General features: G+C 44.4%; 7 protein-coding genes. 3 read left to right on the top strand and 4 right to left on the bottom strand.

Going from position 1 to position 9,006, the window contains the following annotated elements; genetic code table 11:
- Positions 1-76: 76 nt before the first annotated feature.
- Positions 77-1,069 (bottom strand): sugar-binding transcriptional regulator, encoded by a 993-nt coding sequence (locus tag OH460_RS27125; RefSeq protein WP_270000169.1) that lies wholly within the window; start codon positions 1,067-1,069, stop codon positions 77-79.
- A 458-nt stretch (positions 1,070-1,527) separates the two neighbouring features.
- On the opposite strand from OH460_RS27125, the gene tal reads away from it, so the two are divergent.
- Together tal and tkt are read left to right on the top strand one after the other, a co-directional pair.
- Positions 1,528-2,478: a transaldolase gene (gene tal / locus OH460_RS27120; RefSeq protein WP_032552749.1), complete on the top strand. Its 951-nt coding sequence runs from the start codon at positions 1,528-1,530 to the stop codon at positions 2,476-2,478.
- Positions 2,479-2,556: 78 nt separating this feature from the next.
- A complete protein-coding gene (gene tkt / locus OH460_RS27115) occupies positions 2,557-4,548 on the top strand; it encodes a transketolase (protein WP_270000168.1) in 1,992 nt (663 codons plus the stop codon).
- A gap of 93 nt (positions 4,549-4,641) precedes the next feature.
- Here the strand turns inward: tkt and OH460_RS27110 are convergent, their stop codons facing one another.
- From OH460_RS27110 to OH460_RS27100, 3 genes are all read right to left on the bottom strand, one after another.
- Positions 4,642-5,190, bottom strand: a complete 549-nt coding sequence (locus tag OH460_RS27110; RefSeq protein WP_270000167.1) for a hypothetical protein — start codon at positions 5,188-5,190, stop codon at positions 4,642-4,644.
- Positions 5,191-5,461: 271 nt separating this feature from the next.
- Positions 5,462-7,024, bottom strand: coding sequence for a methyl-accepting chemotaxis protein (locus OH460_RS27105; RefSeq protein ID WP_270000166.1), 1,563 nt, complete (start codon positions 7,022-7,024; stop codon positions 5,462-5,464).
- A gap of 166 nt (positions 7,025-7,190) precedes the next feature.
- Positions 7,191-7,658 carry an Lrp/AsnC family transcriptional regulator gene (locus OH460_RS27100; protein ID WP_105058329.1) on the bottom strand — a complete coding sequence of 156 codons (468 nt, stop codon included), beginning with the start codon at positions 7,656-7,658 and terminating at the stop codon, positions 7,191-7,193.
- A gap of 153 nt (positions 7,659-7,811) precedes the next feature.
- Here OH460_RS27100 and OH460_RS27095 point away from each other — a divergent pair, with 153 nt between their 5' ends.
- Positions 7,812-8,777, top strand: coding sequence for a hypothetical protein (locus tag OH460_RS27095; protein ID WP_270000165.1), 966 nt, complete (start codon positions 7,812-7,814; stop codon positions 8,775-8,777).
- Positions 8,778-9,006: the final 229 nt, after the last annotated feature.

Here is a 9,006-nt window from a genome sequence, read left to right as displayed (position 1 = left end):
ATGGGTAGGCTAAATAACCCACCCATTTTTAATCAGAATAAAAGCGCATTAAAAAGGAAGAACAACAATAAATAATTTATTTATCAATTAATGTCATCTGCTCATCTAAGTTCAGTACGGTTAGTGCATTACTTACGCTGGTTGCTATTACATCAACCACGCCAGTTCTTAGAGCACCTAACAACGCGAGCGGCTTACTGTTCTCGGCAGCTATCGCAATCACCTCAGCGATTGGGCGAAACTCTTCTAACCCTAAGCCGATGACTCGGTCACTCATAACGGTGTTTGCCGCTTTACCGTGAACGTCAAAAAAGTCATAGCCAGCAAAGTCACCAACAACGCCCTGTAATAAACGAGATTGAACCACTTCGCCTGCGGTAAACCAACCTAGGTCAACCATGTAACTGTTTTCGCTCATATCACCGATGCCCACTAAAGCAACATCTGCCTTTCGAGCGAGATCGAGTGTTTGCTTTACTGTGCTGTTTTCCATAAAGGCGGTTTTTTGCGCTTTATTCTCTGCATAAGCAGGCGCATACAAAGTTTCAGACGAACCACCGTACTTTTTCGCTAGCTGTCGACAGACGTGGTCAGCATTGAACATACCGCCTCTAGGGTGAATGCCGCCTATGCCACACACGAACTTACAATCACGAGGGGTAATTACACCAGTATGGTGAGCAACAGAAGACACGTTACGACCTTGGCCTACTGTTACCACCATGCCGTTTTTTAGTGTACTGGTTAGGTAGTTAGACACTAAGCCTGCGACCTGAAGTCGTTGTTGCTCTTCATTCGGCTGATCCAGAGCGACAAGTGCACGCTTAACACCAAAACGTTCAATTAAGCGTTGCTCGATTTTAGCGCTGAACACTGGGTGGTACTTAACGGTTATCTCAACAATACCTTCATCACGGGCTTGCTTGAGCATACGACCAACCTTTGCACGAGAGATAGAGAACTTTTTCGAGATCTCTTCTTGGGTGGCACCGTCCTGATAATAAGCAACCGCGACTTCAGTCAGGAGATCAGTGTTTTCTTCGGAAACATCTTGGATATTCTTACTCATATACCACTCAACCTATATTTAACAATTATTTTACCTGCTTGAAGAACAAATGTTCGATGGCTAAGCAAGTGATACACAAGTTTACACCCTGAACATATGTAACAACAAGGAACATTTGCTCAACGTGATAGCCATGGTTTTATTGTTGATTAATTCGCCTCACTCCGCGTATTAAACGTTTGCTTGCATAGCCCATGATTACTAGAGCGAAATATATTTGACTGAAGTCACCATACCGCACTATTTATCGTTGACTTTGGTGCTAGATCGGATAAATATGGCTACATCATTTACTCATCGAGCGATCAAATGTTCTGTGCAAATGTTCGTTCGAAGAAAAATTTAAATTAATGTAAGTTTGGCTCACTGGAAACTCCACTAAGAACTTCATTAGTTAGCTTGCAAATGCCCACATCTCTCTTCTCACGAGATGTAATGCGATAGATAGGATGATCAAAATGAGCAACAAATTAGAGCAACTTCGTAAACTAACGACAGTAGTAGCAGACACTGGTGAAATTGATGCAATCAAAAAGTACCAGCCAGAAGACGCAACAACTAACCCTTCTCTGATTCTTAAAGCGGCTCAAATCGAAGAGTATGCGCCACTTATCGATGCTTCAATCGAATACGCTAAAGCGCAAAGCGCTGATAAAGCTCAACAAGTTCAAGACACTTGTGACATGCTTGCAGTAAACATCGGTAAAGAAATCCTAAAAACAATCCCTGGCCGTATCTCTACTGAAGTAGATGCTCGTCTTTCTTACGATACAGAAGGCAGCGTTGCTAAAGCACGTCAGCTTGTAAAAATGTACAACGACGCTGGCATCACTAACGATCGCATCCTAATCAAACTAGCTTCAACTTGGGAAGGTATCCGCGCTGCTGAAATCCTAGAGAAAGAAGGTATCAACTGTAACCTAACGCTTCTATTCTCTTTCGCTCAAGCTCGTGCTTGTGCTGAAGCTGGCGTATTCCTAATCTCTCCTTTCGTTGGTCGTATCATGGACTGGTACAAAGCGAAAGAAGGTCGCGACTTCGAAGCATCTGAAGATCCAGGCGTAATCTCAGTAACTGACATCTACAACTACTACAAAGAGCACGGCTACAACACGGTTGTTATGGGCGCAAGCTTCCGTAACATCGGCGAGATCCTAGAACTTGCTGGTTGTGACCGTCTAACTATCGCTCCTGCTCTTCTAGCTGAACTAGAAGCTGCTGAAGGTGAAGTTGTAGAGAAGCTAGTTGACTCTAAAGGCTCTAAAGAGCGCCCAGCTCCAATGACTCACGCTGAGTTCTTATGGGAGCACAACCTAGACGCAATGGCCGTTGAGAAAGTTGCAGAAGGTATCCGCAACTTCGCAGTTGACCAAGGCAAACTAGAAGACATGATCGCAGCTAAGCTGTAATCACACAGAATTAAAAAAGGGGAACGTTTGCGTTCCCCTTTCAATTTCCAATCCAATATTTAAACACTGGTAGTTATTATGGACCGTAAACAATTAGCTAATGCTATTCGTGCTCTAAGCATGGACGGCGTACAACAAGCAAACTCTGGCCACCCAGGCGCACCTATGGGTATGGCTGACATCGCTGAAGTTCTTTGGCGTGATCACCTAAACCACAACCCGTCAAACCCAGAGTGGGCTGACCGCGACCGTTTCGTTCTTTCAAACGGCCACGGCTCTATGCTGATTTACTCTCTGCTTCACCTAGCAGGCTACGAGCTATCAATCGAAGATCTTAAGAACTTCCGTCAACTGCACTCTAAGACTCCAGGTCACCCAGAGTACGGTTACGCACCGGGTATCGAAACAACAACTGGCCCACTAGGTCAAGGTATCACGAACGCTGTTGGTATGGCGTTAGCTGAGAAAACTCTAGCAGCACAGTTCAACAAAGAAGGCCACGACATCGTTGACCACTTCACTTATGCATTCATGGGTGACGGCTGTCTGATGGAAGGTATCTCTCACGAAGCATGTTCTCTAGCCGGTACGCTAGGTCTTGGTAAACTTATCGCTTTCTGGGATGACAACGGCATCTCTATCGATGGTGAAGTGGAAGGTTGGTTCTCTGATGATACGCCTAAGCGTTTTGAAGCTTACGGCTGGCACGTAATTCCAGCAGTAGATGGCCACAACGCTGAAGCAATCAACGCAGCAATTGAAGCTGCTAAAGCGGACCCACGCCCTACTCTAATTTGTACTAAGACTATCATCGGTTTTGGTTCTCCAAACAAATCTGGTTCACACGACTGTCACGGTGCACCACTAGGCGCTGAAGAAATTGCAGCTACACGTAAAGAACTTGGTTGGGAGCACGGTCCTTTTGAAATTCCGTCGGAAGTTTACGCAGAATGGGATGCGAAAGAAGCAGGCGCAGCTAAGGAAGCAGCGTGGAACGAGAAACTTGCAGCTTATGAAGCAGCACACCCTGAGCTGGCAGCTGAATTCAAACGCCGCGTAAACGGTGAGCTTCCTGCACAGTGGGAAGAGAAAGCAAACCAAATCATTGCTGACCTTCAAGCTAACCCAGCAAACATCGCATCACGTAAAGCGTCTCAAAACGCACTAGAAGCGTTCGGTGCTATGTTACCTGAATTCCTAGGTGGCTCTGCTGACCTTGCACCTTCTAACCTAACTATGTGGTCTGGTTCTAAGTCTGTTTCTGCAGAAGATCCAGCGGGTAACTACATCCACTACGGTGTACGTGAATTCGGTATGACTGCGATCATGAACGGTATCGCTCTGCACGGTGGCTTCGTACCATACGGCGCAACGTTCCTAATGTTCATGGAGTACGCTCGTAACGCAATGCGTATGGCTGCTCTGATGAAAGTTCAGAACATCCAAGTTTACACGCACGACTCTATCGGTCTTGGCGAAGATGGCCCAACTCACCAACCAGTTGAGCAAATCGCTTCTCTACGTCTAACTCCAAACATGAGCACATGGCGCCCATGTGACCAAGTTGAGTCTGCAGTCGCTTGGAAACTGGCTATCGAACGTAAAGACGGCCCAACGTCTCTAATCTTCTCTCGTCAAAACCTTGCACAGCAAGAGCGTAGCGAAGAGCAAGTAGCTAACATCGCGAAGGGTGGTTACATCCTGAAAGATTGTGAAGGCAAGCCAGAGCTAATCCTTATCGCTACAGGTTCTGAAGTTGAGCTAGCGGTTAACGCTGCGGCTGAACTGACAGCTGAAGGTAAGAAGGTACGCGTAGTATCTATGCCTGCAACTGACGCTTTCGACAAGCAAGACGCTGAGTATCGTGAATCTGTACTTCCATCTGACGTAACAGCGCGTATCGCTGTAGAAGCTGGCATCGCTGACTTCTGGTACAAGTACGTTGGTTTCGGTGGCAAGATCATCGGTATGACAACGTTCGGCGAATCTGCACCAGCAGGTGAGCTATTCAAGATGTTCGGTTTCACTACTGAAAACGTAGTAAACACAGCGAAAGAGCTTCTAGCTTAATCTTGATTCAAGTGTCTCGCCTTGAAATAGGTTGATGCATACCAAAAGCCCTACATTTTCATGTAGGGCTTTTTTGTATCTCGCCTTTCACCGTTAAAACGTAAACCTTGCCCCCAAACGAAGTGTATTCTGGTTTAGGTTTTTACTATACGTGTGTTCATACCCAGCATCGACCGCGAGCCAAGAAAGAACGTCAACCGAGCTCACAATCCCAAAGTTGTTTAAGCCATGCTTATGCGTGTCAGAATAGCTATAAAATGGTTGCAACGACCAACGCTCGTTAATCAAAACAATCGCCCCAGCCTCACCGATAAAGCCCTCATCGTAGTTTTTGGTGGTTTCTCTATCACACGGACCGAGGATAGTGTCATTTCGGCACGAAGAACGCCTCTGCGGCCTAACCCAATTCACCCCACCAGAAGCGTAAAGCTCAACCTGCGAAGTAATAGGATGATACCAGCCCAACTGAACAGACAAATCAGACAGTGTCGTCGAAGAGCGTGTGGTCACAGAAGAGTCGAAACCGACGAAAAAAGTATCCTTTAAGGCATAGTTACCGCCGACATAGCCACCGTAAAGCTGCTTACTCCCTGAGTTATTGTAGGCACCATCAAAGTAATCTTGAAAGCCATCGTCACTCACCCTCGTTTTTTGATATCCCGTGTAGAGGTAATTTGATCCTTTTGAGGCTATACAAGGCGCACTAATAAAACTTAAGCAAATGGTGGTAACAATAAGGGGGCGCATGCTGATGCTCTGTCTTTTGATTGGAATATAAGAAGTGTAACTTAACCTCAATTGAACGATGTTTTATTTTTGTTTCAAAGCTTTTCTAACCTCCACTTCACCTACAAAAAAGCCCTGCACATCATGCAAGGCTTCCTTTTATTTTTCATGGAGTTATCTAAGGTCACTACTTTTCTTCAAAACGTTTAGCTAACTGATAGAACTCGTTTACTTGTTCTTTAAGCTCAGTCGAATGATCCTTCACTGAGTGAGTAGCAACTAAATTCTGCTCTGCTGTCGACGCGATAGATTGCATGTGAAGATTCACCTCACTCGAAAGAGTACGCTGCTTATGAGCTGAGTTTTCTACCGACTGCATCAACTCGTTCATAGATTGCATTAGGTTTTCAACTTCAGATAAACGCTCTGCGCTCACCTTCGCCACATCACCGCACGCATCGGTCTGCTCTCTGTTCGCCAGAATATCTTTCTGCCAACCTTCAATGGTTGTGAGCATGGTTTCTATGCTCTCTTTTATCTGTACTGTCGCGTTCGAAGTACGCCCAGACAGCGCACGTACTTCATCAGCCACTACGGCAAAGCCTCGACCTTGCTCACCCGCTCTCGCCGCTTCTATTGCTGCGTTGAGCGCCAGCAGGTTAGTTTGCTCCGCAATGCCACCAATCTCTTCCATTATCTTACTGACACTTTGCGCTTGATCGCTCAGTTGGTAAGTCGTTTGTGTCGCTTTTTCAGCTTGTGAAGCTAAATTTTCAAGGTTGCGATGAGTTTGGTTAATGCTCTCTTTAGCGCCAGCACAAGTCTCTAGAGTCACATCGACAATCTGATGGGCTTCTTCTGTACGAGACGAAACTTCATTCGCGGTTAATTCAACCTCTTCGGTTGCCTCACGTACTTGCAGAATGTCTTTGGTTTGTTGATCTAACGCTTCAGACACTTCAAACGACGTAGAATTAAGATTGTCAGCCAAATCTTGCAATGGTTTCGCTGAGTCAGTCATTCGACCTAATACAGTCCGTATACGAGCAGACAGAAGTTTTAAGTGAAAATCAGCCACAGAAAACTTACTGTTCCCAGAATAAACTAGGCGGCTCACGCTATCGAACTTTGATTGCAGTTTTTTCAGCTGTAAAGGTGTGTCGATGAGTTCTTGGCGGAACAACAACGCAAGAGCAGAAACAGGTAGTAAACTCAAAAGCCATTGGGACACTTGCCCTACTTCGACAAGGTTTGAAATCAGTGGTGCAGTCAGCGAGCCCAGCAACACAGCATAACGAACACTATCACTGATCTGCAGCGACCATTGACGACCAGATTTCTCAGCCTTCAATAGACCTTGGTATGCTTTGTCAGCGACTTGTACCCATTCGTTTTTAGGCTTTACACGTACCGATTGGTAACCGCTCACCTTCCCATTATCGTAAATTGGCGTCACATAAGCATCTACCCAGTAAAAACCACCGGATTTAGTTTTGTTTTTTACGATACCGCGCCACGCTTTACCTTGCTTAAGGTTCAACCACATATCGGCAAAAGCAGCCTTGGGCATATCACCATGCCTCACAATATTGTGGTGTTGCCCTAGCAATTCTTGTTGGCTGTACTCTGCGATACGACAAAAAGCATCATTACTGTAAGTAATTACGCCTTTGAGGTCCGTCGTGGATACGAGTTGTTCGTGTTCGCTGAGTAACGTTTCACGAGATAGAGAAGATGAGCTGACAGTCATTATTATTAACTTTGGTTAATTATTATTTTAGGCGAGGAATATATACAATTATTAAAGTTATGACAAAATGTGAACGTCACATTTTGCGTAAATGCCTGCTATTTATACGAATTTAAGCTAGTTACCTCACATAGCTGCAATTTTGTACTAAACGTCCTACTCTCGGTTACGCCTCTTCTAAATTCAATTCAGTACTAAACTTCACCGTTCTCATTGATACAGAGGTGTGGAACTTACGAATATTGAGATCTTTGCGTAGCACTCGCTCAACAAAGTCTTCGTAGGCTTGGATATCTTTAACAGTCACGATAAGCATAAAGTCATAACTGCCTGAGATCTGATAACACTGCGTAACTTCTGCAGCCTTCGAGATAGAATGGCGAAAAATTTGATAAATATCGCCTCTATCTCGCTCCATTTCGACAGACACGACCAAAGTCATCTTATGACCAGCAAGCTCAGGGTTAATAATAGATACATCGCCCACGATCACTCCCTCCTCTCTCAAACGTTTTACGCGCTTTAAACAGGCAGGCGGTGACAAACCAACAAGCTCGGCCAATGCCAAATTGGGAATACGATTATTCTTTTGAAGCTGGATAAGAATGCTTCTATCTATGCGGTCAATTTCCATAATTTCTTAATCTCCCCATTTTGTGAGCAATAATTTCTAATATTAAAGTAATTAAAAAATTATAGCCGGATTTATAACGAGATTTAGAAATCACGATCACAGCAATCACGATAAGATCTTCTTAAATCAAACAGTCGCAACATGGACGTATCAATGAAATCCACTTATCAATTTTTTAAAGAACTCTTAAAAGAGATTTTCGATGTTACCTCAACGCTTTTTCGGATCATGATTCCAATTATCATCGTCATAAAAGTCGTAGAAGAGCTTGGCGGCATAGTGATTCTGAGTGAATGGTTAAGCCCAATAATGGAAAGCGTTGGGTTACCAAAAGAGATGGGTCTAGTGTGGGCCACTACCATCCTCACCAATATCTACGCTGGCTTAATTATTCTCATCAACTCCGATGTTTCTTTAACGGTTGCTCAAGCTTCTGTGTTAGGCAGCATGATGCTGCTCGCTCATTCGCTACCAATCGAAGGCGCAATCGCGAAAAAAGCAGGGGTAAGTTGGCTTGCCACCTTATCAGTCAGAGTCGGCGGCAGCTTGGTATTGACATGGCTACTGAATCTAAGCTATCAATACGGAGATTTACTCAACTATCCAGCAACCGTTTTATGGCAGCCAGAAGTATCGTCAGATAACAGTTACATCGGTTGGGCTATCGAACAACTCAAAAACTTCGCAGTGATATTCATGGTGATTTCAGCACTGCTACTGTTACTTAAAGTTTTAAAGGTTCTTGGCATCGAGAAGTTAATGGCTCTGCTGCTACGACCATTTTTAAGACTACTAGGCATCAGCAATGATGCGACCAATCTAACCATCATAGGGATCACGCTCGGTCTTTCGTTCGGAGGAGGTCTATTGATCAACGAAGCAAAGAAAGGACATATAGCCGCAAGAGACGTGTTTACCGCCATTATGCTACTCAACCTGCTCCACAGTTTGATTGAAGACACCTTGTTGATCTTACTGATCGGGGCTGATTTTTACACCATATTCTGGGGAAGAATCGTATTCTCAGTTCTCATCGTTGCTTTGATATCAAACGCCATTAAACGCATGAATCCGACGATTTGTGAGCGTTACTTTTATCGGGATGTTTCGCAATCATGAGAGTAGAACTTTCATCTTAAAACACATGACAAAAGAGCCAACTGCAAGGCTCTTTTAACCGCCGAAGATAGTACTTTTCAGCAGCATTTCCTTAACACATGCCCTTCTTAAACTCACCACCCCCTGATAACTCACCTAAATACTGATATTTTTGGTAAAAATATTTTACATCGGCAAATTAACTAAATGGTCAATTATTAAATTCATCCTTTATTAAACCGCAATAACG

This window comes from Vibrio sp. Makdt (assembly GCF_027587015.1).
Lineage (GTDB): Bacteria > Pseudomonadota > Gammaproteobacteria > Enterobacterales > Vibrionaceae > Vibrio > Vibrio chagasii_B.
Note: the sequence above shows the minus strand (reverse complement) of the source record. Positions and strands in the feature narration are given on the sequence as shown.